Origin of the sequence: Actinoalloteichus hoggarensis, assembly GCF_002234535.1 — a bacterium.
Classification (GTDB): domain Bacteria; phylum Actinomycetota; class Actinomycetes; order Mycobacteriales; family Pseudonocardiaceae; genus Actinoalloteichus_A; species Actinoalloteichus_A hoggarensis.
On the sequence record NZ_CP022521.1, the window covers coordinates 1,297,081 to 1,320,719 of the forward strand.

Genomic DNA, 23,639 nt, shown 5'->3' on the forward strand with positions numbered 1-23,639 from the left:
ACACAGGCACACCGACATGTCGACCACGACGACCGCGACATCGACCATCGTGACGACCCATGCCGTCAGCAAGGTCTACGGCACCCAGGACAACCAGGTGCATGCGCTGCGCGCGGTCAACACCGGCATCAACCAGGGCGAGTTCACCGCTGTGATGGGGCCGTCCGGTTCGGGCAAGTCGACCCTCATGCACTGCATGGCGGGTCTCGACCGGCCCACCTCGGGCACGATCGTCCTCGGCGGCACCGACATCACCGCCCTGTCCGAGCGTCAGCTCACCGACCTTCGCCGCGATCGCATCGGATTCGTGTTCCAGAAGTTCAACCTGCTCAGCGAGCTGTCGGCGCACGACAACATCCTGCTGCCCCTGAGCATCGCCGGTCGCAGACCCGACCGGGACTGGGTCAACACGGTGATCGAGGTCCTGGGCATCCAGGACCGGCTGCGCCACCATCCCTCCGAGCTGTCCGGCGGCCAGCAGCAGCGCGTGGCGATCGCCCGCGCGCTGGCCAACCGCCCCGACGTCGTCTTCGCCGACGAGCCGACGGGCAACCTGGACACCTCCACCGGGCGCGAGGTGCTGGCCTTCCTGCGCCGCTCCACCAGGGACTTCGGTCAGACCGTGGTGATGGTCACACACGACCCGGCCGCCGCCGCCGAGGCCGATCGCGTCGTGCTGCTCGCCGACGGCCGGATCGCGGGCGAGCTGCGTGAGCCCAACCGCCAGCAGGTCCTCGCCGCTCTCGACGACGTGAGCAGGTGAGGGGGATGGGACTGATCAAGGCCTCCGTCGCCCAGATCCGCCATCGGCCCTCGCGCATCCTGCTCACCGGGGTCGCGATCGGCGTGGCGACGCTGTTCACCGCCGGGACCGTGTTGTTCACCGACACGCTGCGCACCGAGTTCACCGCGGGATTCACCTCGGTGTCCGAGGACGTCGACGCGATCGCCGAACCCGACTTCCAGTACGTGGACGGACTGACGAACGACCATCTTCAGCAGGTCCAAGCCCTGTCCGAGGTCACCGAGGCCGTACCGGAGATCTCCGGGATCGCCATAGACGCGAACCGCGAGATGGTCATCGTGACCGGCGGCACGTTCGACGGTCCGCTCGCCGACACCGAGCTGCTGGAGGGAGCGGCTCCCGAGGGGCCCGGCGAGGTCGTCCTGTCGTCGACGGGCGCGGAGTCGATGGCGGCCGGGGTCGGCGACGAGGTCACGCTGACCTTCAGCCTGCAGACCCTCGACGGCAACGAGTCCGTCGAAGAGCGGACCCTGCGTGTCAGCGGCATCACCGAACACGCCAACTCGGTCACCTCCGTCGTGGTCGGCGAGCCGGAGTCGGTGCGCGAATGGCTCTGGTCGGAGTACTGGAACGGGATCCGCGTCGTCGGCGTGGATCCGGAGACCACCGCGGCGGCGATGAGCGAGGTGCTCGGAACGGACGCCATCGTCGAGACCGGTGAGGAGCGTCGCGCGAACGACCTGGCGGCGGCCGACGCGGGTGCCGACCAGGTGTTCCTGCTGCTGTCGGTGTTCCTGTTCATCGCCTTGTTCGCCGCGGCGATCATCGTCGCGTCGACGTTCCGCATCCTGCTGGTCCGCAACAGACGCCGCACCGCGTTGTTGCGCTGCGTCGGCGCGCAGCCCGGTCACATCCTGCGGGCCCTGTTGGTGGAGGCCGCGCTGTCCGGCCTGCTGGCGGGGGTCCTCGGCGTCCTGGCCGCGGTCGGACTCGGATACGGCGGCCTGGCCGTCGCGGGTGCGCTCACCGACAGCGACATCTCGCTGGCGGTCTCGCCGGTCGGCCTGGTGTGGTGCGTGGTGCTGGCCGTCGCGGTCGCGGTCGTGGCCGCCGCGGTGCCCGCGGTGCGCGGTTCCCGCATCTCGCCGGTCGCGGCGATGAACGTGGCCGCGCTCAGTGACAGCGGCAGCGGCATCGGCAGGCTTCGCGCGGTCTTCGCCGTCCTGGCCGTCCTCGGTGCCGCCGTGCTGGCGGCCGTGCCCATCGTGATGCCCGACTCCGGGCAGGTGGGCATCCTCGCGGCGGCCGGGTCCGGCTGCATCCTGTTCGTGGGCTTCCTCGCCTGCGGTCCGGTGGTGCTGCGCGGTGTGGTCGGCCTGCTGGAGAAGCCGCTGACCAGGATCGGCGGCATCTCGGGTCGGCTGGCGGTGCGCAACACGCTGCGGGCCCCGCGCCGCTCGGCGACCACGGCGGCGGTGTTCGCCCTGGGCGTCACGCTCGTCACCGCGGTCCTCGTCTCGCTGTCGAACCTGCAGACGGGCGCGGAGGACAGCCTGGCGGCGGCACGCCCGGCCGACGTGACCATCTCCAGCTACACCTCCTACGAGGAGCCGTCCGCCCTGACACCCGAGGTGGTCGAGTCCTTGCGCGCCGATCCGGCGGTCGGCGACCTCGCCGAGGTCACCCACACGGAAGGCGACGTCACGGTCGGGGGCACGACGACGCCGGACCTGTGGATTCGCGGCGTGGACCTGTCGGGCCTGCACGACGTGACCCGTGATCCCGCCGAGGGCGGCTTCGACGGCTGGGGCCCCGGCCAGGCAGGTCTCTACACGGAGACGGCCGCGGATCTCGGGCTCGCCGTCGGGGACAGCATGACCGTCGCCGCCGGCTCCGGAGAGGTCACCGTCGAGGTGGTCGCGCTCTACGAGAACACGGGCACCATGGGCACCACCGTGCTGCACCCCGACGACATCGCCGCGATCGATCAGGGCGCCCATCTGGAGATGCTGTTGGCGAACCCGGCGCCCGGGATCGATCAGGACGCCTTCCGGGACGCCGTCGACTCCCTGGTCCCGATAAGTCCGCTGATCGACGTCTCCTTCCCCGGCGACGAGCGGGCGTTGTTCCAGGAGATGATCGACACGCTGCGGATGGTCGCGCTGGGCCTGGTGGGCATCACGGTCCTGGTCGCGATGGTCGGCGTCGCCACCACGCTGTCGTTGTCCGTGGTGGAACGAACCCAGGAGCACGGACTGCTTCGCGCGCTCGGCCTCCGAGGCGGCGGCCTGCGGTCGATGCTCAGCTGGGAGGCCGCGATCCTCGGCGGCTACGCCACCGTCCTGGGCATCCTGCTCGGCACCGGCTACGCGATGCTGATCACGCTCTCCGACCCGCAGCTCGGTGCCACGCCGAGCATCCCGTTCGACCAGCTCGGGCTCGTGCTGGTGGCCATGCTCGCGATGGCGCTGCTGTCGGCACTGATCCCGGCGTCGAAGGCGGCGAAGAGCTCGCCCATGCAGGCCCTCGCCGACGACTGACCGAGACGGATCGGGCCCGCGTCGGGCCCGGCGGACGAGAAGGGAGACGACGGTGGAGGACGACACACCACGTCGTAGGCGGTATCGCCGGGAGTCGCTCGCTCTCGCCGAGCTCGGGGCGGGCCTGGTCGGAACCGCACTGCCCAGAATCGAGGTCCGACTGCCGCGTCACTCGGCGGATCGGGCGGTCGCGGCCTGGCGGTCGCTCGACCGGCACGAGGGTCCGCTGGGCGACGAGGACCGTGAGCAGCGGCGGCAGCGCCATCGGGCGGGGACGCTGGCGCTGATCGGCCTGGCGGTGGAGGAACGGGGCCGCCGGGTCGGCGACGAGGTGGTGGTGCTCCTCGACGCCGTGCTCATCGTGCTGGCGATGGAGGCGGCCGACGACGAGTCGGTGCGGACGGTCGGCACCGAGCAGGGGGCACGAACACCGGGCGGACACGCCGTCCGGCGGTGAGGGGACGGGGGGAGACACGGATCGGAGGCCGAGTCGGGGGCAGGGATCGGGCGTGACGCCGTCATGGACGGCGGGAGTAGCCGGTCGATGCCATGCGGCTTCCGATCCGTCCCGCCCACCGCGCGGCTCGGGCGGGTGAGGGCTCGTGCGGAGGCCCTCGACCGCTCCGGTGCACGGCCCGCGGCGGTCGAAGGTCGGCCGGCGTCGAGCGTCCTTCGACGGGGACAGTCGGCGGCCGGCCGGGCATGGGCTCAGGGGAAGTCGCCCTTTCGCGGGCCGGGACCTCGGTGCGGCGGTACCGACGCCGGGGCCGGCGAGTCGACGGGGTTCCCACCGCGTGATCGTCGGCCGGGACGGCGGGCACCGCAGGGACGCGAGGCCGAGGTGAGAGCGCGGCCGGCCGGGGCCTCCTCCGCTCGGGGCGCCCGAACCGGTCGACCGTCGTCGGCGGGCGGGTCGATGACGCCCACCGACGGCGCGGTCGCCGTGGCGGCGGGATGAAGCGGACCGTCGTCGGCGAACGTCGTCCGCCGTCGGTCGACGCCGCCGCGGGCCGGGAGGTCGCGTCCGCGACGCGCGGCGAGGCCCTGGGCACGGCAGGCCGCCCTCGGCCCTGCCTCCACGGAGGGTCCACAGCAGACACGCAGGTTCGATGGAACGACTCACGAGGATGTCGAGGATGCGGCAGACGAGCTTCGCCGAGATGCACTGTTCACTGGCCCGGTCACTGGATCTCGTCGGCGACTGGTGGTCGCCGCTGATCCTGCGTGATCTCTACCTGGGCGCCCGTCGCTTCGACGAGCTGGTCCGGGATCTCGGGATCTCACGCAACCTGCTGACCACCCGGCTGGCCACGCTCATGGCCGCGGGCGTCGTCGAGCGCACGCCGTACCAGCAGCGTCCGGTGCGACACGGCTACAGCCTCACCGAGGCGGGCCGGGACCTGGTGCCGATCCTGCTGGCGCTGACCGCCTGGGGCGATCGGTGGGCGGGACTGCCGGACCCGCCGATCACCTTCCGCCACCGCACCTGCGGCCACGACTTCGTCCCCACCGTCTCGTGCTCGGAGTGCGACGGGGCGATCACGGCGGAGGACGTCGATCCGCTCCCCGGCGACGGTGCCCACGTCGGGCCGGGAACCCGGCTCGTCGGCGACTTCCTGGCTCGCCGGGCCTCGCCCGCCGAATAGCATCGATCGGGCGATAGGCGTCCCTCGAACGGGTCAAGATCGGCTGCGGGACTGGACGAGGTCAACGGTGATCGAGTCCTATGCTCGCCATGTCCTCTCGTGTGTCGGCCGCGATCCTCGCGGCGATCGTCGCGGCGAGCATGCTCGTTCCGCAGCCCGCCGCGGTCGCCCAGGTGCCGACGGTCCGGCTGCTCGGTGAGCAGACGATCCCCCACCGAACGAACTTCCAGGACACCGTCGTCGGCGGGCTCTCCTCCATCGACCATGATCCCGAGACCGGGCGGTACGCCCTGCTCAGCGACGACTGGTCGGACTACAGCCCGGCGCGCTACTACACCGCCGCGATCGAGCTGGACGCCGACGGCCTGCACGACGTCGCACTGACCGACGTCACGCTGCTGCGCCGCCCCGACGGTCAGACCTACCCGACGATCCAGGACTGGCGCGTCGAGCAGCACGGGTACCCCGAGGGCGTCCGCAACGCCTTCGGCACCGTCGACCCGGAGGAGCTGCGCATCGACCCGTTGACCGGCGACCTCGCCTGGACCTCGGAGGGACAGCGCAACGTGCTGTCCGGCGGCTCGCCCGCCGATGCGGAGCCGGTACTGCTCGATCCGACGATCCGGCCGTCCACCGCCGACACCACCCCGTTCCTGGTGCTGGAGCGCGACTACGTCGGCGACGCGGGCACCAGCATCCGCATCGTCGAGGTCTCCACGTCCCGGGCCGCCGACGTGCTGGATCGACACTCCCTCGCCGACGGCGACTTCCGACCCGTGTCGAAACGTCCGCTGGTCGACCTCGGCGAACCGGGAGCGACGATCGACGACATCGAGGGGATCACCTGGGGGCCTGCCCTGCCGTCGGGGGAGCGGACGCTGCTGCTGGTAGGCGGCGACGACTTCTCCTCCGCACAGTCCACCCGTATCACCGCCCTGGCGGTCGGCTGATCGTCGATCACCTGCGAACGGGTTCGACGGACGAACCCGGGCGGCACGTCGGGCGTGACGTCGGTGCATTCGGGGCGCCGACGTCACGCCCGACACATCAGGCATGCCGCATCAGGGCGTCGCGCGCGGCGGTTGCGCGCCGCCGTCGCGGAGCGCCGCGAGCGAACGCCGCCTCCGGTGCGTCGGAGCTCGACGTCGTGGCCGTCACCGCGCGGGGTCGGCCTCCTCGGATCGCCAGTCCTCGACCACGGGAATCGACACCGACGTGCCCGACAGCTTCAGCGTCGTCTCCGGCCGTTCGCCGGGCAGGATCGTGTCGGCGGCATCGGTGCCCGCGATGATCAGCGCGAGGCGATGGCCCGCCGGAATCACGTGATCGGTGGTGGACAGCTCGACGGTGCGTGAGTAGAACCGATCCGGACGCAGCGGCACGCGGTAGCGGGGGCTCGCGAAGCGGCCGACGTCGGCGGCGGCCGACGCGATGATCTGATGATCGACCTGCGTCGTCGTGGTCTCGGTGTCGAGGTAGCAGGCGCTGTCGGCCTCGGTGCTCTCGCCCCAGCACGACCGGGTCTCCAGATCGCGGACGCCCTGGCCCGGGCCCGCGTGATCCCGGATCGTCGCGGGTCCGTAGTCGACCAGCGCGGCGCTCACCCTGGCCAGCGGCGTGGACGAGCGCACGGAGACCGTCACCGAGGCCTGCCCGGACAGCCGGACCTCCTCGTCCAGCGGCTCGCCGAGGAACACCAGCCGGTCGGACGCGGGCTCCTCGGGGTCGAGCGCGCGATCGTGCCTGCTGCGGTCGGGGTCGTCGACGAAGGTCCGCGTCGCCTCGGCCGGCCCGGTGGACACCAGCGAGTCGGCGCCGCCGCCGTCGCCGGGCGCGGGCCACAGCGTGTGCTGCCGCGTGCTCGCGGGCGGCCAGTCGGCCTCGTCCACCCACTCGTCGGGGGCGTGCTCGATCCGGATCCTCGGCTCGGCGTCGATGCCGTTGTCCACGTCGAACAGGTAGTGGTCGAACCAGCGGTGCAGGGTCGCCACGAACTCGGCGCGATCCAGATCGAACGCGTCGACGTGCCCCGCCTGGTTGAGCCAGGCCTTCCGCTCGACGCCCGCCTCGGCGAGCGCGTCCCACCAGCGGCCGAACTGGCTGGGTGCCACGTTGACGTCGTGGAAGCCGTGCACCGCGAACACGCTGGCCCGCACCTGGTCGGCGGCGAGCGTGTAGTCACGCTGTGCCCAGAAGTCGTTCCAGTCGCCGTCGGTGCCGCCGAGCTCCTCGAGCCGCTCGGTCAGCGGTGCGCACAACACCTGGGCACGAGCGTTGAGCCGGTCCGGCGGGCCGCTGGACTGCGGATAGCCGGACCAGATGCCGTGGGAGTTCCAGATCGGGTAGTACGAGCTGACCCCGCCGATCGGCACGACGGTGCGCAGTCCGTCGACTCCGGTCGTGGCCGCGCCGTTGGCGGCCGCCCCGTCGGCGGACTTGCCGATCATCCCCACCGCGCCGCCGGACCAGTCCGCGACGACCTCGGCGCCGCCGAAGGGCGTCGTGAAGCCCGCCGCCCGGCCGTTCAACCAGTCGACGACGGACGCGCCCGCCGAGATCGAGGCGGGCCCGCCGGTGTCCGGGCAGCCGGTGGAGCGATTGCTGCCCACGTCGTCGACCAGCACGACGGCGTAGCCGCGCGGCACGAAGTAGTTGTCGTAGTAGAGCGGGAAGCCGGTGGGCACGCCGTCGGCGTCGTAGGTCTTGAGCTGTGCCTCGTTGCCCCGGCCGCAACAGGCGAAGTACGGGCTGACGTTGACGATCGCCGGGATCTGCTCGCCGAGAGCGGCGGGCTCGGCGGGGCGGATGACGTCGGCGGCGACCCGGTCGCGCACGCCGTCGCGATCGAGGTCCGTCCCGAAGTCCACCCAGACGGTCTCGCGGATCGCCTCGGCGTAGGAGTACACCGGGGCCGTGACCCCGTCGATCAGCACGGGGTCGAGATGCGGTCCCGCTCCCGGCAGACCCGCCGAGTCGGCGGCGACAGCCGTGCGGGTCGGCGCGTCGTCGAGTCCGAGGGAGTGGGACGGCTCCGACGTCCGCACCGGATCCGCCGAGTCGGCGGCGAGCGCCTCGGGGCCGAACAGGGTCGAACTCAGGGCGGCGGAGGTCGCGATGGCCGCGGCGAGCACCGCCGCCGGGAGTCTGCGCCCGGATTGTGTCTTCGGTCTCTTCATCGAGTCAGTATCGACGGCGGCGCCGGGCGCTCCTACGTCCATTCGGGTGGACGATCGATGCCGTGCGCATCGTGGCCTGACGGTCGATCGATTCGCGTCGCACCTGATGAGGGGCCTGCGGAGTCGGCGTGCGCCCACGTCGGACCGGCCGCCGCACCCGCCCGCGTCCGGCCCTGGCGTCGAACGGCGTGCGGGCAGGCCGCGTCGAGCGCCCCACGACGTCGCCGAGATCCCGGGACGGCCCGCGTCGCCGGGGATGACGGCGGGCCCCGTGTGCGTTGAGCAGGCAACGGCTCGGCACGGACCGAGGCGCGGCCGCGAGTTCGGCCGGGCCGCCGATCGTGAGTCCACCCGGCCCGGCGTGCCCGACGGCGGCTTCATAGGGTGGACTCAGCCGGAAGGACGGCCGGGGACTCCACTTCGGCCGACTCGGCGGTAGGGATAAGAAGACGAGAGGGCGCGGGGTGCGAGGAGAAGTCCGAGGCCGTCGTGACCCGTCGTCTCCGGCTGAGCCGAGCGTCGAAGGAGTCGACGAGGGTGCCAGAGCAGCCGGCGAATCGGTGAACAGGAGAGGGTCGTAGGCATGAGCACGCACTTTGACGTTGTGGTCCTGGGCGCGGGGCCAGGTGGTTACGTCGCCGCGATCCGGGCCGCTCAGCTGGGACTCAAGACGGCGATCATCGAGGAGCGCTACTGGGGCGGCGTCTGCCTCAACGTCGGCTGCATCCCGTCGAAGGCCCTGCTGCGCAACGCGGAGCTCGCGCACATCTTCAAGCACGAGGCCAAGACCTTCGGCATCAGCACGACCGGCGAGGTCGACTTCGACTACGGCGCCGCCTTCACCCGCAGCCGCAAGGTCGCGGACGGCCGCGTCAAGGGCGTCCACTTCCTGATGAAGAAGAACTCGATCACCCAGTTCAAGGGGCGGGGAAGCTTCACCGACGCGAACACCATCGAGGTCGCCCTGACCGACGGCGGCTCCGAGACGGTGACCTTCGACAACTGCATCATCGCGGCGGGCGCCACCACCCGACTGCTGCCCGGCACCTCGCTGAGCGAGCGGGTCGTGACCTACGAGGAGCAGATCCTCAGCGACACGCTGCCGGAGAGCATCATCATCGCGGGCGCGGGCGCCATCGGCGTCGAGTTCGCGTATGTGCTGCACAACTACGGCGTCAAGGTCACGATCGTCGAGTTCCTCGACCGAGTGGTCCCGCTGGAGGACGTCGAGGTCTCCACCGAGCTGGGCAAGCGCTACAAGCGGCTCGGCATCGAGGTGCTGACCTCCACGCGGGTGGAGTCGATCGACGACTCCGGCGACTCGGTCAAGGTGGTCGTGTCCACCAACGGGGAGCAGCGCACCCTGGAGGCCGACAAGGTCATGCAGGCCATCGGGTTCCAGCCGAGGGTGACCGGCTACGGCCTGGAGAACACCGGTGTGGCGCTGACGGAGCGCGGTGCCATCGACATCGACGGCCGGGGCCGAACCAACGTCGGGCACATCTTCGCCATCGGCGACGTCACCGCGAAGCTGATGCTGGCGCACGCCGCCGAGTCGATGGGCGTCATCGCGGCGGAGACCATCGGCGGTGCCGAGACGATGGAACTCGACTTCGTCATGATTCCGAGGGCCACCTACTGCCAGCCGCAGATCGCCAGCTTCGGCTGGACCGAGGCACAGGCCCGGGAGAAGGGCTTCGACGTGCAGGTGGCGAAGTTCCCCTTCACCGCCAACGGCAAGTCCCACGGCCTCGGTGAGACAGCGGGCTTCGTCAAGATCCTCAGCGACGCGACCCACGGCGAGCTGCTGGGCGCGCACATCATCGGCCCGGAGGCCACCGAACTGCTGCCGGAGCTGACCCTGGCCCAGCAGTGGGACCTCACCGTGCACGAGATCTCCCGGAACGTGCACGCGCACCCGACGCTCGGCGAGGCGGTCAAGGAGGCCGTCCACGGCCTGGCAGGACACATGATCAACATGTGATCGCTCCGGTGCCACGGGGCGGCGGACCTCCGTCGTCGCCCCGTGGCACCGGTGACGGCCGGTCGCCGACCGTGCCGTCCGTCGCGTGGCATGCCGGCTTGGGCGGATCGCCCGCAGGGCGTCGTCCTGCCTCGCCGACGTCCTGTTCCCGCCACGTCCTGCCCGATCTCGTCGGATCCGGTGTGTCCGCTCGGCGCCGCTTCGCTGGATGCCGCCCCGGCGCCGCTCCACCCGGTCACCGCTCCACCCGGTAGTCGCTCGGCTCGGCGCCGTCGACGCCGTCCAGGTCGATGTCGCTCCGCGTCCCACGTCGACTCCGGCCGACACGCCCGCTTCGCTCGACGGGCCGCGACTCAGCATGGGCCTGCGCCGTCGCCGAACGGCGGTTCCGACTTCACCGCGCGCCGAATCTGACGGCGCCCGCCCCCGATGTGAGGCGGACCCGGCCGCCCGCTTCGGCGCCCGCCCGCACGATCACACGGCGCCCCGACGGCCCACGCGCCCGCAGGCGTCCGCACCGCCGCGCCCGAGCCGCCGCGCCCGAGCCGTCGCCGACTGCTCCGGCCCACGAGAGCTCCTCGAAACCCGGCGCCTGCCGCGGCTCGAACGTCGGCTCCTCCGACCGGTCTGTCCGTCCGACCACCCGCTCAGGACGTGGCGGACATCCCGCGCTCCGGTGCCGTCCGTCGTGCCGCCGTCAGGGCGGCCAGCGTGCCGTCGACCACGGTGAGCCCGATCATCGCCGCGGCGCCGAGCCGGGCCCCGGCGAGGCCGTCCGGCCGTCGCGCCTCGGCGCGGTAACGGGACGCGAGCACGAGGTTGAGCGCGGTCCGGGCCGTCATCCACGCCGCGGTGCGCCTCCCACGCAGCAGGCCGATCCCGATCACCAGGTCGGCTACGCCGATGGTGCGTGCCGCCGTGCGGTCGCCGCCGAGTCGCAGGGCGGTGGCGGCCCGCTCCGGAGCGACGGTGAGCGCCGTGCCGAGTGCCAGCGTGATCACGCCGACGCCGGTCGTCAGTCGATCGAGGTGGGATGCGGGCATCTGTGGCCTCCGGCTCGTGATTGATCCGCGTTCCCGCGGACTCGGTCACTCGCACGCTACGACGTGCCGGACTGGAGGATGGCGGCAGGGAGGCCGATCACCGCAGCCGCGTGCCGCCCCGCCCTGCGTCCTCGGCGCGGATCTCCGCCGGGCGGCGCACCCGGTGTCTGCGGCGCTGACACGGGATCGTCGCAGGTCAGGACATCATCGTGGTCGCGAGGATTGAATTGGGGACCCCCTGATCTCGGTGATCTCCCGGCGTGCTAACTTATCTCCTGTCAGCAAGACGGGGTCGAGAAATCGAAACCGGAGCCGACACGGCGCGGGGTGGAGCAGCTCGGTAGCTCGCTGGGCTCATAACCCAGAGGTCGCAGGTTCGAATCCTGTCCCCGCTACCACGGAACGCAGGCCCTCAGGAGATCTTCCTGGGGGCCTGCGTCGTCTGCGTGTATGGGCCGACGGCCGGACCGGTGCCGCCGTCTGGTGGCGCGGGTGTCGCACGTGTCGGGTCCCCGAGGCCGTTCGACGACGGGCATCACGGTGCCCGGTGCCATGCCCTGTTCCGCCGCCAGACGCCGCTCCTCGAGCATCGACGAACGGCCTCGTGCGCGACGACGTCGATGAGATCGGCGAGCGTGGACGGCATGGTGTCGTCGAGGAAGACGGTTCCCGTCGGCCCCGAGTGATGGTGGCCTCGATGCGATCCCGGCGCGAGCACGACGTCGATCGTCGCCTCGACGGGAACGGGACCCCGGGCCGGACCCGGTCGCGGATCTCCGCCTGCGCCAGGGCCGCCGGCTCAGGCAGTCTGTCGAGCCGCCCGACCGGCAGGGCGTGGGCGGTCTGCCAGGCGTGCAACCGCTCGGAGGGTCCACCGCTGCCGGGCAGCGTGTCGTCCTGCCGGCGTGCGCCGCCTCGAACCACGCTTCCTCGGTGCGGGCGCCGCCGACCCCCGGACAGTGTCGGGCGACGTCGGAGAAGCCGAGCCGTTCGCCGCCGAGGCATCGCGCGAGGGTCTCCACGGCGTGCAGCCGAGGGCGAGGACCAATCGCTGCCGGGGGCCGGTCGGAAAGGGCAGCCGCTCGCGCGGAGCGTGGCAGTCCTCGACGAGTCGTCGCGGCGAGGAAGGCCGCTCCGCCTCGACCGCCGCCGCCCACTCCGGATCCCCCGAGTAGGCGACCACCGGGCCCTGCCCCGCGCCCGAAGCACGCGGCCCAGACGCCGGACGGTGTCGGCGTAGGAGCGCTGCCAGATCGCCTCGGACAAGGAGGTCACCTCTTCGAGCATGGCGGGTCGCTCCGAAGGGAGTCGGCCACCCCGCGGAATGGCGGCCCGACCATGATCCCGCGTCGGGACGCGGCCGCGACGCCGGATCGGCGGCGCACCTCGGCGACCGCGGTGGACGGGGCCGGTGATCTCGTCAGTCGCTTTCGCCTGCTCGGCCGCGTCGCTGGTCGCGCAGGGCCTTCGTGATCGCCTGGGCGTCGGTGCAGGGCACCAGGTACGGGCCCTGTACGACGTCCGCCTTGAGTTCGACGATCCACTCGGCCTGCTCCGCGGTGCGGATCTCGCCGACCATGGCCGTGCGGCCTGCGCGATGCACCAGCTTGACCACGCCGGTGACGGCCTCACTGGTCACGGTGTCGTCACACGGAACGGCGGTCAGCTCGGCGAGCAGCCGGTTGGAGATCCGAACCGGAGCGTCGGGCAGCAGTCTCAGACAGTGCAGGTCGAGATAGCTCGCGCCGAAGTCGCTGATCAGGATCACGATGCCCAGTTCGCGCAGCAGCGCGGCGTTCTCGCCGCCCTCCCGGTCGCTCCGTACGAGCGCGCCCGCCGGGAAGCCGATCCAGAGCTTCCTCGGGTCGTACCGCGTCTCGTCGAGCAGCCGACGAACCCGACGCGGCAGGTCGGGATCGCAGGCCTGATCGGTGGTGAGGTTGATCACCAGCGGCGGTGCGTCCTCGAACTCCTCCTGCCAGAGCAGCGCCTGGCGACAGGCCTCGTCGAGCAGCCAGCCGCCGAGCTGGCCGATCAACCCCGTCTCGTTGGCCAGACTCAGGCATTGGGCGTGGTCCAGCGCGCCCACCTCGGGATGCTCCCAGGTGAGCAGGGCCTCGACGCCGACCACCTCGCCGTCGGCGACCCGCGCCATCGGCTGATACTCGACGCGGATCTCGCCCATCTCCAACGCGCCCGGCATCGACGCGGCGAGCCGGTAGTGCTCGCGATGCACCTCGTCCTGTCGGGAGTCGAACAGACTCCACTGCCCGTTGCCGGTGGACTTGGTGCGGTGCAGGGTGATGTCAGCGTCCCGCAGCAGCTCCGTGACGACGATGTGTCTGGCGATCCGCTGAACGATGCCGATGCACGCCGACACGGCCAGGCCGTTCTCGCGGTAGTAGGCGGGTTCGGTCAGTTCGGCGGAGATCGCCGTGCTGAGCGCGCCCGGGTCCGGCGTCTCGTCGCCGTTCTCGATCAGTATCGCGAACTCGTCCCCGCCCAGCCGGGCCACCATCGCGCGTTCGCCGTCGACCGCCGCCGTCAGGCGCCTGCCGACCTCCCGGAGCAGAAAGTCGCCTGCCGTGTGCCCGAGGCCGTGGTTGATCACCGTGAGCCCGTCCAGCCCGACATGGCACAACGTGATCAGCGCGTCGGGCTCGGCCCGCGCCAGGACCCGTTCCAGGTGGCTGATCAGGAACTGACGGTTGGGCAGCGCGGTCAGCACATCATGCAGCGTCTGACGACTGAACTCCTCCTGGAGGAGGTTCTGGTCGGTCACGTCCTCGACCATCGTCACCAGGCTGCGCGGCCCGCCCTGGAGGTCCAGGAGCGACGCCGAGATACGGCCCCACACCGGCTCGCCCGTGAGGTCGACGAACCGGGCGTACTCCTGGATTCGCGGAATCTCGCCCGCGAGCAGCCGCGCATAGCACTCACGGAGCGTGTCGGTCTCCTCCGGATGGACCAGGTCGAGGAGGTTCAGTGCGGTCAGCTCCTCGGGCGGAGCACCGAGCATGGTCGCGAAGGCCTCGTTGACCTCCTCGATCTCGTTGCGCACATCGGTGATGACGATCCCCAGGGCCGAGCCCGCGAAGATCTCGCGCAGCCGTGCCTCGCTGGCCCGCAGATCACGCTCGGCCTTGTTCTTCGCGCTGAGCAGTGCGCGGTTGAGCTGCTCCTGCCGGTCGAGCACCTGCTCGCGCATGGCGACGGAGTAACCGGCGGCGAGCTCGCCGAGCACCGCCACCACCTTGTGCGCGGGACTGTCGATCCCGCGGACCTCCGGATGTTCGAGCAGATGCGGCCCGAGCAACGCGGTGGTGCTCCCGAGACTGTCCGGACCGGTGAAGTGCCCCTCCACCAGGAGGCGGCCCACCTCGGTCGCCACGGTCAGGCGGACAGGCTCTTCGACCAGCGCCGCGACGAGTCGCCGCACGAACTCGTGCAGCCTGTGCTCGATGTCCGGGCGCTCCAAGGGGACATAGGTCGTCCGCGTCATGGCGGACGCCCACCGCTGCACGAAGTCAAGATCCTGTGGGGAATCCACCTGGTTGCTTCTCCACCGTGAACTCGTGTGTGATGCCGACTCGTCGGCGACCGAGGGGATGCTGTCGTCGCCGTGCGTCAGGACTTCAATCCGACACCAGCGTATATACCGGAGTTCTCCGGGGCGGGGCCGACGGATTCAGGGGCTTCCGGCTGCCACTCCGGAGCCCAGACGACGCCCGGCTCCACGAGATCCAAGCCCGAGAACAGCGATTCCACCTCGGGTCGCTTTCGCATCGTGACCGGATTCGCACTGCTCGCATAGTATTCGACCAGGCGGTGCATTCCCTCGGTGAGTGACTCGTCCGTGACATGCGAGATCGCGAGCATGCTGCCGGGGGCCAGCCGGTCTCGATACGTCGCGATGACGTCCAGCGGCCGGTCCGAGTCGGGGATGAAGTGCAGCAGCGCGACCATCAGCACCGCCACCGGCTGATCGAAGTCGATGAGCGCCCGCGTGTGCGGTGACTCCAGCACGCTGCGCGGATCGCGGAGGTCGGCGTGCACCACCTCGGCGAGGTCGTTGTCCTCCAGGATCAACTCGCTGTGGGCGACCGCGACCGGCTCGTTGTCGACGTAGACGACCCGGCTGCTCGGCTCCAGCTGCTGTGCGACCTCGTGGACGTTGCCGACCGTCGGCACCCCGGAGCCGATGTCGAGGAACTGGCGGATGCCCGCCTTGACGCAGTACCGCACGGCGCGGCCCAGGAACGCCCGGTTGATTCTGGCCACCTCGTTGACGCCGGGCAGCGCGACGGCGACCTTCTTGGCCAGCTCGCGGTCGGCCGCGAAATTGCAGTTTCCGCCCAGGTAGTAGTCATAGACCCGGGCCGCGCTGGGCTTCTCCACATCCACGACTTTCGACAGCTCGGCAGGTAAGGAAGTCATCGAACACCCCGATTCTCGATGAAATGCGATTGATCAGCATACCGATCGTGAACGTCGTGTCGAGGGTCCGCACTATGGGGGCTGAATCACCCGTTCGTCGGTATTGTGCCGGCATTCGGCCGCTGTTCGACGCGTACCCGGAGTCCTCGGTTCTCGCTGTCGACCGGCTGCGGCGCATCCGCCGCGCCGAGCCGGAGTCGGTCGTTCGACCGGTGCCGAGTCTCGCGGCGCCGGCCGCCCGCGGGCGTCGCGCACCGCGCGAAGGCCCCGGCTCGTTGGACGCGCCGCCGCCGGCCGAGGCCGTGTCGCACGGGTCGGGGCCTGCACGATCGACACCGGGCGGCGGCCGTGCGCACGCGGGGCGCGACGGGTGATCCGGGCGGGAACGGGCGACGATGACTAGGCCGGCTACGGCCCGAGTGCGCCCGCCGTGAGGCGGCGGTTTACGATCCGACACGAGCGTGTGCGGTCCGTCCGGTCCGCTGACGCAGGTGAAGACAGGTCTACCAGGCCAGTGCAGGAGGCACCGTGACGGCCGTCGCTCCCCAGCCGATTGCGACACGCCCGTATCCGGCGCGCAAGGCGCCCAAGGGCTCCTTCCTGCTGAGGTCGTTGCGTACCACCGACCACAAGCAGATCGGCATCTACTATCTCGTCACCTCGTTCGCCTTCTTCATGATCGGCGGCGCGATGGCGATGTTGATGCGTACCGAGCTTGCGGTACCCGGTATGCAGTTCCTCTCGTTGGAGCAGTACAACCAGCTGTTCACCATGCACGGCACGATCATGCTGCTGCTGTTCGCCACTCCGATCCTCTTCGGTTTCGCGAACTTCATCCTGCCGCTGCAGATCGGTTCGCCGGACGTGGCGTTCCCCCGACTCAACGCCTTCTCGTACTGGCTGTACCTGTTCGGCGGATTGATCGTGATCGGCGGGTTCCTGACCCCCGGCGGCGCCGCCGACTTCGGCTGGTTCGCCTACACGCCGCTGTCCAGCGCCATCCACTCGCCCGGCCTCGGCGCCGACCTGTGGATCGCCGGCCTGCTGGTGAGCGGTCTGGGCACCATCCTCGGCGCGGTCAACATGATCACCACGATCGTCTGTCTGCGTGCGCCCGGCATGACGATGTTCCGGATGTCCATCTTCACGTGGAACATCCTGATCACGAGCCTGCTGATCCTGATGGCCTTCCCGATCCTGACCGCGGCTCTGCTGGGGCTGATGGCGGACCGGCATCTGGGCTCCCACGTGTTCGATCCCGCCAACGGCGGTGTGATCCTGTGGCAGCACCTCTTCTGGTTCTTCGGCCATCCAGAGGTCTACATCGTGGCGCTGCCCTTCTTCGGCATCGTCTCCGAGATCTTCCCGGTGTTCAGCCGTAAGCCGCTGTTCGGCTACAAGAGCCTGGTCTTCGCGACGCTGGCCATCGCCGCCCTGTCGGTGACGGTGTGGGCGCACCACATGTACGCCACCGGCGCGGTGCTGCTGCCGTTCTTCGCGTTCACCACGTTCCTGATCGCGGTGCCGACCGGCGTGAAGTTCTTCAACTGGATCGGCACGATGTGGCGAGGCCAGCTCACCTTCGAGACCCCGATGCTGTTCAGCATCGGCTTCCTGGTGACGTTCCTCTTCGGCGGTCTCTCCGGCGTGCTGCTCGCCTCCCCGCCGATCGACTTCCACGTCTCGGACACCTACTTCGTGGTGGCCCACTTCCACTACGTCCTCTACGGCACGATCGTGTTCGCCGTCTTCGCGGGCATCTACTTCTGGTTCCCGAAGATGGTGGGCCGGATGATGGACGAGCCGCTGGGCAAGCTGCACTTCTGGCTGACCTTCATCGGCTTCCACGGCACGTTCCTCGTGCAGCACTGGCTGGGCAACGAGGGCATGGTCCGCCGGTACGGCGACTACCTGCCCGAGGACGGCTTCACCACGCTGAACATCATCTCGACGGTGGCCGCGTTCGTCCTGGGCGCCTCGACCCTGCCGTTCCTGTGGAACGTCTTCAAGAGCTACCGCTACGGCGAGATCGTCACCGTCGACGACCCCTGGGGTTACGGCAACTCGCTGGAGTGGGCGACGAGCTGCCCGCCGCCTCGGCACAACTTCACCGAGCTGCCGAGGATCCGTTCCGAACGGCCTGCCTTCGAACTGCACTATCCGCATATGGTGGAGCGGATGCGCATCGAGGCGCACACCGGCGGCAAGCACGGCTCCTCCGGGGAGATCGACGGTCCGCCCGCGCCTTCCGAACGGCTCACGCACGCTCTGGAGCCGGACGAGCAGAAGACCGAGGATCCCCGGGACAAGTAGTAGTCCCGGCGGCTCTCGCGATCCGCGTCGAGCAGTCTCATCGTCGAGCCCCGTGTCCGGCCTTCCCGCCGGATACGGGGCTCGACCGATGTCAGCGGCCGGTTCAGGTCGGCCGGAAGGAGCGGGAACGACAGTGACAGCGACAGGATCGACCTCGGTGCTGATGACGGTGACCGGCCTGGACAAGCCGGGGGTCACCTCGGTGCTCTTCGCCGCGTTGACCCGGCACGGCGTGGACGTCCTGGACGTCGACCAGGTCGTCATCCGGGGCAGGCTGGTGCTGGGCGTGCTGGTGGACACCCAGCACGATCCGGAAGGGCTTCAGGAGTCCGTCGAGCAGGCGATGGCGAGCGTCGGGATGCAGGTCGAGGTGGTGATCGGCAACACACAGGCCGAGCACGCCCGGCAGGCGCCCACCCACGCCCTCGTCGTCCTGGGCAGCCCGCTGAGCGCCCGTGCGTTCACCATGGTGGCGCGCGGACTGGCCGCGGAGGGCGTCAACATCGACTCGATCCGCCGCGTCGCCGACTACCCGGTCACCGGCCTGGAACTGCTCGTCTCCGCGGACGGCGGCGACACGCAGTCCGACGCCCGGCTGGTCTCGGCGATGACCGGGGTCGCGACGAAGGCGGGCGTGGACATCGCCGTGGAGCGCGCGGGCCTGGCTCGACGGGCCAAGCGGCTGGTGGTCTTCGACGTCGACTCGACGCTGATCCAGGGCGAGGTCATCGAGATGCTCGCGGCCAAGGCGGGTCGTGAGGCCGAGGTCCGCGCGGTCACCGAGGCGGCCATGCGCGGCGAGGTCGACTTCACCGAGTCGCTGCATCGTCGGGTCGCCGCGCTCGAGGGGCTGCCTGCCACGGTGCTCGCCGAGGTGGCCGAGCTCTTGGAGCTGACGCCCGGCGCGCGCACCACCGTGCGCACCCTCAAGCGGCTGGGCTACCGCTGCGGCGTGGTCTCGGGCGGCTTCTCCCAGGTGGTGCGGTACCTCGTCGACGATCTCGGACTCGACTTCCATGCCGCCAACGAACTGGAGATCGTCGACGGGCGGCTCACCGGTCGGGTGCTGGGCGACGTGGTGGATCGGGCGGGGAAGGAGACGGCGCTGCGCCGGTTCTCCGATTCCTTCGGGATCCCGCTGGCGCAGTGCGTCGCCGTCGGCGACGGGGCCAACGACATCGACATGCTCACCGCTGCCGGGCTCGGTATCGCGTTCAACGCCAAGCCCGCGCTGCGGGCGGTGGCCGACACGGCACTGTCCGCGCCGTTCCTGGACGCCGTGCTGTTCGTCCTCGGCGTCACGAGGGCGGAGGTCGAGGAGGCCGACGCGGCCGAGGGCATGCTGCGGCGGGTCCCGCTCGACGACTGAGCCGCCCTGAACACCGAGCGGCGCCCTGAACACCGAGCCGCCCGCGACCCATCGAGCCGCGCTCGTCGTCCGAGCCCCTGTCGTCCGGCGGTCCGTTCCTCCGGTCGTGGTCGATGCGGGCCCTGGTCGTTCCGGTCCTGACGGGCGGACGGGAGTCTCATCGCGACGAGCCCCCGTCCGCTCGTCGTCACGATCGTCTCCGGGACCGCGTCACACGTCGATGCGGCGCAGGGCGGCGCGGGCGATCTCGGGGTCGGTGGTCGTCCAGAACGGCGGCAGGGAGGCCCGCAGGAAGCCGCCGTAGCGGGCCGTCATCAGCCGAGGGTCCAGGATCGCGATCACTCCTCGGTCGTTCGCCGAACGCAGCAGCCTGCCCGCGCCCTGGGCGAGCAGCAGGGCCGCGTGGGTGCCCGCGACGGTGATGAAGCCGTTGCCGCCGCTCGCCGCGACGGCGCGCTGGCGGGCCGAGGCCAGTGGATCGTCCGGCCGGGGAAAGGGAATCCGGTCCATCACGACCAACTGGAGAGCCGAGCCGGGCACGTCGACGCCCTGCCAGAGTGAGAGCGTGCCGAAGAGGCAGGTGCTCGGGTCCTCGGCGAACTTCGACACGAGCAACGAGGTGCTGTCGTCGCCCTGGCACAGCAGCGGCACGTCGAGCCGTTCCCGGAGAGCCTCGGTGGCCTGCTTGGCTGCGCGCATCGAGGAGAACAGCCCGAGGGTGCGGCCGCCCGCGGCCTCCACCAGTTCGGCGAGCTCGGTCAGGTAGTCCTCGTGGAGGCCGGTCCGTCCCGGCGGCGGCAGATGCCGCGCGATGTAGAGGATGCCGCTCTTGGAGTGCTGGAACGGCGAACCGACGTCCATGCCCTGCCAGGCGACCTCGGCACCGTCCGACGGCGGCGGGCTCGACGTCGCCGTACCTGCGGCGCGGCCCGCCTGCGGCGCGGCGGGCGGCAGGCCCCACTGCCGCGCCAGGGTGTCGAAGGAGCCGCCCAGGGCGAGGGTCGCCGAGGTCAGCACCACGGTGCGCGGGCCGAAGAGCCGTTCGCGCAGCAGCCCGCCGACGCCGAGCGGCGCCACCCGGACGGCGGTGGGCGGCGCGTCGTGCGGATCGCGTGGCATCCCGGTGAGCCAGACGACGTCGCGGCGTTCGGCCTCGTCGCCGTCGAAGGCCTCCAGCAGGCGCTCCGCGGTGTCGTGGACGTCGTCGAGCAGGGCCATGGCAAGGCGGCGTTCGGTGGCGCCGTCGACGTCCTCGCGGCGTTCGGTGCCCAGCGCGGTGATGCACCCGTGTGCCGAGTCCCGCACGGTGCGCAGCGCGGCGCCGAGCGCGGGCGGCAGCTCCTCCAGACGTCCGTGCCGCGAGTCCTCGAACACCAGCGCGAGACCTTCGCCCGCCTCGACGAGTCGATCGACGACCTGCTGGTCGACCTGCCTGCCGCAGCGGCGGGCGGCGGCGGCCACCGAGGCGGAGGTGATCTCGGCGGTGGCCGCGGAGGTCACCCGGTCTACCAGGTCGTGCGCCTCGTCGACGATCACGACCTCGTGTTCCGGCAGCACCGGCGCGTCGCCCATGGCGTCGATGGCCAGCAACGCGTGATTGGTGACCACGACGTCCGCCCGGCCCGCCTGCGCCCTGGCCCGTTCGGCGAAGCAGTCGACGCCGACCGGGCAGCGGGACATCCCGAGACACTCCCTGGCCGTCACCGAGACCTGCCGCCAGGCCTGATCGGTGACGCCGGGCACCAGTTCGTCCCGGTCGCCGGTCTCGGTGTCCGACGACCACTCGTGCAGGCGCTTGACCTGCCTGCCCATCGCGGAGACCTCGAAGGGGTCGAAGAGGGCGGTGTCCTGCGGGTCCTCGGGCGCACCGGTGTGGACGCGATGCAGACACAGGTAGTTGCGGCGTCCCTTGAGGATCGCGAAGCTCGGCTCGCGACCGACCAGCGGCGTCAGGACCTTCGCCAGCCGGGGCAGGTCGCGGTCCACGAGCTGCCGTTGCAGGGCGATCGTCGCGGTGGAGATCACCACCGTCGACTCGTTCTCGATGGCGTGCCTGATCGCGGGGACCAGGTAGGCCAGTGACTTCCCGGTGCCGGTGCCCGCCTGCACCGCCAGGTGCGCACCGCCGCGGATGCTCTCCGCGACCGCCTCGGCCATCCGTACCTGACCTGGGCGTTCGCTGCCGCCGAGCGAGCCGACGGCCTCGGCCAAGAGGGTGGCGACATCGGGGAGTGCGGTGGTGGTCGCGGCGTCTGGCACGGATCAGGACGGTACCCGGCGGCACCGGTGCGGCCGGGCGCAGGTGAGGGTTGTCCGCCGTGATCGTCGCGGACCTCCGCCGGGTCCGTCGCACGGTCGCGCCGCGTCGGGTCGGTGCCGGTCCAGGAGCGCCGGGGCGGACCGCCGGTGATCGTGGTCGGACGTCGGGATCAGATCTCGGCGAGCACTCGCCTGCCGGACTCGACGACCGCTCGGCCGTGCGCCACGGCGACCGCGATGGGCGTTCCGGCCCGGGCGGCGACCAGTTCGAGCAGTGGTTCGGCGAGGTCCGGCCACTCGGCGGCGGCCGTGGTGCCCGCCTCGGTCTTGCTGATCACCTCACCGGTGCGGATGGTGTGCAGCAGCCGGGGTGGTCCGAAGGCGAGCCAGATGACGGCCTCCGGCACGGCAGGCTCACCGGGCTCCCGGCCTTCGATCAGCGCCTCGGCCTGGTCCAGCAGCGGAGCCCAGTACTCCCGGAGGTTCGTCCGGCAGAACTCGGCGGCGGCGGGGACGTCGGCGGTCGGCGTCGGTGCCTCGCCGTGCACGGTGACGCTGTAGCGGGCGAGTTCGAGCCAGGTCACGGGGTTGAGAGCGCGACTTCGTTCGTCGGTGTGCAGTTCGCCCTCGGCGGCCCACGGACCGTCGCCCGCAGCGTCGGGCGTGCCGTTCAGTCCGCCCGCGGGCAGGTAGGCGGCCTGCACGGACTGGCCGAGACCCTGGTGCGCGGCGTTGATGACGTCGAGGTCGGCCTCGGTGGGCGTGCGGGACACCTCGACGAGGAGATCGAGATCGGACCGGCCGGGGAAGTAGTCGGCGAGGACGGCGGAACCGGTCACGTGGGCGGCCACCAGGAGGCCGTCGGCGGCGTCGAGACGGGCGAGGTGGGCGAGGGCCGCTTCATGGGCGGTGGTGACAATCGACCGGTCGTCCGGCGACAGGGTGGACATGTCACCGGAAGGTACTCGCCGTGATCATGAACTCGCGAAGGCGCCCGGCACATTGTCCTCAATGGTGTGGATCCGCCGCCGACGGCGCCGGGAGGCGATACACGGCGTCGTCGCGTGACGGCGCGGGCCGACCTGCGGAGCACGGTGGGGTGGCGTCCCTATCGGGGCCGCCGTGACGGGAGCCGGCCGCGTCGTCCGGGGCGCCGTCGGTCGCAGCCGCCGCGGCGATCGCACCGCCCCACACGCAGCGCGGTGCCCGGGGACGGACCGATGCCGCGATCCGGTCGGCGCGCGGTGGCATGGCTGCGCGGTTAGTCGGGCGCACGGCGGCCTTCGTCGCCGCCTACGGACTCAGATGACGCTGCGACCTCGCTCTGCCCTCGGCGGCGCCCGGCGGTCGAGCCGATCGACTGTCCCGCACGCGGCGCGGTCCGCCGATCCGCATCGTGCCGGTTCCCAACCCGAACCGCTTCTTCCTCGGCACCACCACGGCTCCTTGACGTCCGGGCGGCAGCGATGGTCGTCGGCCGACCCGGCGGCTCGGCCGACGGACGACTCGGGCCCGCCCCGCGGCGTGCCGAGAGCGCGGCGGCGACTCCCGGCAGCGGGACGGGTTCCGAGACCCGTGGTCGGGGTCTGCTCAGCGCTGGAAGCGCTTCACCAGGGCCCAGCTCGCGGGCAGCACACCCGCGGCCAAGGCGATCTTGATCGCGTCGCCGATCAGGAAGGGCACCACGCCCGCGGCCAGAGCGGCGGGCAGACTCATGCCCGCGATGATCATCAATCCCGGCACGCCGACGGCGTAGATGAGGAGATTGCCCAGCGCCATCGTCCCGGCCGTCCGCAGCACCGTGCGGTCGCCGCCCCGTCCGGCCAGCGCGCCGACGACCGTCGCGGCCAGCAGCATGCCGAACAGGTAGCCCACCGTCACGCCGCTGAGCCCGGACGAGCCGCCCTCGAACCACGGGACGCCCATCGCGCCGACCACCAGGTACAGCAGCATCGTCACGGCGCCGCGCTGCCAGCCGAGCGCCGAGCCCACCAGCAGCGCGCCGAAGGTCTGGCCGGTGAACGGAACCGGAGTGCCCGGAATCGGCAGCACCACCTGCGCGCTGAGCCCGATCAGCGCGGCACCCGCGGCGACGAGGGCGAGATCGCGGACCAGTGCACCGGGCAC

15 protein-coding genes and 1 tRNA gene are annotated in these 23,639 nt (G+C 71.1%); 9 read left to right on the forward strand and 7 right to left on the reverse strand.

Going from position 1 to position 23,639, the window contains the following annotated elements; all coding sequences use genetic code 11:
• Positions 1-16 precede the first annotated feature (16 nt).
• The 5 genes from AHOG_RS05840 to AHOG_RS05865 all read left to right on the forward strand — a co-directional run bounded on the left by AHOG_RS05840 (position 17) and on the right by AHOG_RS05865 (position 5,881).
• On the forward strand, positions 17-763 hold the full coding sequence (locus tag AHOG_RS05840; RefSeq protein ID WP_169725815.1) for an ABC transporter ATP-binding protein: 747 nt from the start codon (positions 17-19) through the stop codon (positions 761-763).
• Positions 764-768: 5 nt separating this feature from the next.
• Positions 769-3,285, forward strand: coding sequence for an ABC transporter permease (locus tag AHOG_RS05845; RefSeq protein WP_093940440.1), 2,517 nt, complete (start codon positions 769-771; stop codon positions 3,283-3,285).
• Between the two features lie 52 nt (positions 3,286-3,337).
• The gene (locus tag AHOG_RS05850) at positions 3,338-3,742 is read left to right on the forward strand and encodes a hypothetical protein (RefSeq protein WP_093940441.1); all 405 of its coding nucleotides are present in this window, start codon (positions 3,338-3,340) and stop codon (positions 3,740-3,742) included.
• Positions 3,743-4,421: 679 nt separating this feature from the next.
• On the forward strand, positions 4,422-4,931 hold the full coding sequence (locus tag AHOG_RS05860; RefSeq protein WP_093940443.1) for a winged helix-turn-helix transcriptional regulator: 510 nt from the start codon (positions 4,422-4,424) through the stop codon (positions 4,929-4,931).
• Positions 4,932-5,020: 89 nt separating this feature from the next.
• Positions 5,021-5,881, forward strand: coding sequence for an esterase-like activity of phytase family protein (locus AHOG_RS05865; protein ID WP_093944194.1), 861 nt, complete (start codon positions 5,021-5,023; stop codon positions 5,879-5,881).
• Between the two features lie 204 nt (positions 5,882-6,085).
• Here AHOG_RS05865 and AHOG_RS05870 read toward each other — a convergent pair whose 3' ends face one another.
• The gene (locus tag AHOG_RS05870) at positions 6,086-8,107 is read right to left on the reverse strand and encodes a CocE/NonD family hydrolase (RefSeq protein WP_169725816.1); all 2,022 of its coding nucleotides are present in this window, start codon (positions 8,105-8,107) and stop codon (positions 6,086-6,088) included.
• Positions 8,108-8,690: 583 nt separating this feature from the next.
• Between AHOG_RS05870 and lpdA the strand changes: the two genes are divergently transcribed.
• The gene (gene lpdA, locus AHOG_RS05875) at positions 8,691-10,091 is read left to right on the forward strand and encodes a dihydrolipoyl dehydrogenase (RefSeq protein ID WP_093940445.1); all 1,401 of its coding nucleotides are present in this window, start codon (positions 8,691-8,693) and stop codon (positions 10,089-10,091) included.
• A 647-nt stretch (positions 10,092-10,738) separates the two neighbouring features.
• Here the strand turns inward: lpdA and AHOG_RS05880 are convergent.
• A complete protein-coding gene (locus AHOG_RS05880; RefSeq protein WP_093940446.1) occupies positions 10,739-11,134 on the reverse strand; it encodes a hypothetical protein in 396 nt (131 codons plus the stop codon).
• Positions 11,135-11,455: 321 nt separating this feature from the next.
• On the opposite strand from AHOG_RS05880, the gene AHOG_RS05885 reads away from it, so the two are divergent.
• Positions 11,456-11,532: transfer RNA gene (locus AHOG_RS05885), tRNA-Met, on the forward strand.
• Positions 11,533-12,554: 1,022 nt separating this feature from the next.
• Here the strand turns inward: AHOG_RS05885 and AHOG_RS05895 are convergent.
• Complete coding sequence (locus AHOG_RS05895; RefSeq protein WP_157736667.1) at positions 12,555-14,684, reverse strand: putative bifunctional diguanylate cyclase/phosphodiesterase; 2,130 nt, start codon at positions 14,682-14,684, stop codon at positions 12,555-12,557.
• A 77-nt stretch (positions 14,685-14,761) separates the two neighbouring features.
• Positions 14,762-15,571 carry an SAM-dependent methyltransferase gene (locus AHOG_RS05900; RefSeq protein ID WP_093940449.1) on the reverse strand — a complete coding sequence of 270 codons (810 nt, stop codon included), beginning with the start codon at positions 15,569-15,571 and terminating at the stop codon, positions 14,762-14,764.
• Between the two features lie 528 nt (positions 15,572-16,099).
• On the opposite strand from AHOG_RS05900, the gene ctaD reads away from it, so the two are divergent.
• Positions 16,100-17,884 (forward strand): aa3-type cytochrome oxidase subunit I, encoded by a 1,785-nt coding sequence (gene ctaD / locus AHOG_RS05905; protein WP_093940450.1) that lies wholly within the window; start codon positions 16,100-16,102, stop codon positions 17,882-17,884.
• 163 nt (positions 17,885-18,047) lie between these two features.
• Complete coding sequence (gene serB / locus AHOG_RS05910) at positions 18,048-19,253, forward strand: phosphoserine phosphatase SerB (RefSeq protein WP_245856849.1); 1,206 nt, start codon at positions 18,048-18,050, stop codon at positions 19,251-19,253.
• Between the two features lie 210 nt (positions 19,254-19,463).
• On the opposite strand, the gene AHOG_RS05915 is transcribed toward serB, so the two are convergent.
• The 3 genes from AHOG_RS05915 to AHOG_RS05925 all read right to left on the reverse strand — a co-directional run bounded on the left by AHOG_RS05915 (position 19,464) and on the right by AHOG_RS05925 (position 23,639).
• Positions 19,464-21,512 (reverse strand): ATP-dependent DNA helicase, encoded by a 2,049-nt coding sequence (locus tag AHOG_RS05915; protein WP_376700033.1) that lies wholly within the window; start codon positions 21,510-21,512, stop codon positions 19,464-19,466.
• A 170-nt stretch (positions 21,513-21,682) separates the two neighbouring features.
• On the reverse strand, positions 21,683-22,462 hold the full coding sequence (locus AHOG_RS05920) for a hypothetical protein (RefSeq protein ID WP_093940452.1): 780 nt from the start codon (positions 22,460-22,462) through the stop codon (positions 21,683-21,685).
• A gap of 640 nt (positions 22,463-23,102) precedes the next feature.
• Positions 23,103-23,639 carry a biotin transporter BioY gene (locus AHOG_RS05925; protein ID WP_245856581.1) on the reverse strand — a complete coding sequence of 179 codons (537 nt, stop codon included), beginning with the start codon at positions 23,637-23,639 and terminating at the stop codon, positions 23,103-23,105.

Coding starts and splice junctions, on each gene's coding strand:
- AHOG_RS05840 (WP_169725815.1), top strand. CDS start 17: ATGTCGACCACGACGACCGCGACATCGACCATCGTGACGACCCATGCC.
- AHOG_RS05845 (WP_093940440.1), top strand. CDS start 769: ATGGGACTGATCAAGGCCTCCGTCGCCCAGATCCGCCATCGGCCCTCG.
- AHOG_RS05860 (WP_093940443.1), top strand. CDS start 4,422: ATGCGGCAGACGAGCTTCGCCGAGATGCACTGTTCACTGGCCCGGTCA.
- AHOG_RS05865 (WP_093944194.1), top strand. CDS start 5,021: ATGTCCTCTCGTGTGTCGGCCGCGATCCTCGCGGCGATCGTCGCGGCG.
- AHOG_RS05870 (WP_169725816.1), bottom strand. CDS start 8,107: ATGAAGAGACCGAAGACACAATCCGGGCGCAGACTCCCGGCGGCGGTG.
- lpdA (WP_093940445.1), top strand. CDS start 8,691: ATGAGCACGCACTTTGACGTTGTGGTCCTGGGCGCGGGGCCAGGTGGT.
- AHOG_RS05880 (WP_093940446.1), bottom strand. CDS start 11,134: ATGCCCGCATCCCACCTCGATCGACTGACGACCGGCGTCGGCGTGATC.
- AHOG_RS05900 (WP_093940449.1), bottom strand. CDS start 15,571: ATGACTTCCTTACCTGCCGAGCTGTCGAAAGTCGTGGATGTGGAGAAG.
- serB (WP_245856849.1), top strand. CDS start 18,048: ATGACGGTGACCGGCCTGGACAAGCCGGGGGTCACCTCGGTGCTCTTC.
- AHOG_RS05920 (WP_093940452.1), bottom strand. CDS start 22,462: ATGTCCACCCTGTCGCCGGACGACCGGTCGATTGTCACCACCGCCCAT.